Origin of the sequence: Pseudomonas sp. CJQ_9, from assembly GCF_043106615.1 — a bacterium.
GTDB lineage: Bacteria > Pseudomonadota > Gammaproteobacteria > Pseudomonadales > Pseudomonadaceae > Aquipseudomonas > Aquipseudomonas juntendi.
On sequence record NZ_JBICMS010000010.1, the window covers coordinates 1 to 1,393 of the forward strand.

At 53.1% G+C, this 1,393-nt stretch carries 1 rRNA gene; it reads left to right on the forward strand.

Features of this window, described 5'->3' with window-relative positions:
- Positions 1-1,347: ribosomal RNA gene (locus tag ACF8SD_RS01680) — 23S ribosomal RNA — on the forward strand; the annotation flags it as partial.
- Positions 1,348-1,393: the final 46 nt, after the last annotated feature.

The following is a 1,393-nucleotide window of genomic DNA, read 5'->3' on the forward strand; positions in this document are numbered from 1 at the left end:
ACCATGCTTCCAAGAAAAGCTCCTAAGCTTCAGATAACTGGGAACCGTACCCCAAACCGACACAGGTGGTTAGGTAGAGAATACCAAGGCGCTTGAGAGAACTCGGGTGAAGGAACTAGGCAAAATGGCACCGTAACTTCGGGAGAAGGTGCGCCGGCGAGGGTGAAGGACTTGCTCCGTAAGCTCATGCCGGTCGAAGATACCAGGCCGCTGCGACTGTTTATTAAAAACACAGCACTCTGCAAACACGAAAGTGGACGTATAGGGTGTGACGCCTGCCCGGTGCCGGAAGGTTAATTGATGGGGTTAGCGCAAGCGAAGCTCTTGATCGAAGCCCCGGTAAACGGCGGCCGTAACTATAACGGTCCTAAGGTAGCGAAATTCCTTGTCGGGTAAGTTCCGACCTGCACGAATGGCGTAACGATGGCGGCGCTGTCTCCACCCGAGACTCAGTGAAATTGAAATCGCTGTGAAGATGCAGTGTATCCGCGGCTAGACGGAAAGACCCCGTGAACCTTTACTATAGCTTTGCACTGGACTTTGAATTTGCTTGTGTAGGATAGGTGGGAGGCTTTGAAGTGGGGACGCCAGTTCTCATGGAGCCATCCTTGAAATACCACCCTGGCAACTTTGAGGTTCTAACTCAGGTCCGTTATCCGGATCGAGGACAGTGTATGGTGGGTAGTTTGACTGGGGCGGTCTCCTCCCAAAGAGTAACGGAGGAGTACGAAGGTGCGCTCAGACCGGTCGGAAATCGGTCGTAGAGTATAAAGGCAAAAGCGCGCTTGACTGCGAGACAAACACGTCGAGCAGGTACGAAAGTAGGTCTTAGTGATCCGGTGGTTCTGTATGGAAGGGCCATCGCTCAACGGATAAAAGGTACTCCGGGGATAACAGGCTGATACCGCCCAAGAGTTCATATCGACGGCGGTGTTTGGCACCTCGATGTCGGCTCATCACATCCTGGGGCTGAAGCCGGTCCCAAGGGTATGGCTGTTCGCCATTTAAAGTGGTACGCGAGCTGGGTTTAGAACGTCGTGAGACAGTTCGGTCCCTATCTGCCGTGGACGTTTGAGATTTGAGAGGGGCTGCTCCTAGTACGAGAGGACCGGAGTGGACGAACCTCTGGTGTTCCGGTTGTCACGCCAGTGGCATTGCCGGGTAGCTATGTTCGGAAGAGATAACCGCTGAAAGCATCTAAGCGGGAAACTTGCCTCAAGATGAGATCTCACTGGGATCTTGAATCCCCTAAAGGGCCGTCGAAGACTACGACGTTGATAGGTTGGGTGTGTAAGCGCTGTGAGGCGTTGAGCTAACCAATACTAATTGCCCGTGAGGCTTGACCATATAACACCCAAGCAATTTGCTAGCGCAGATTGCGGTGGTGAAGATG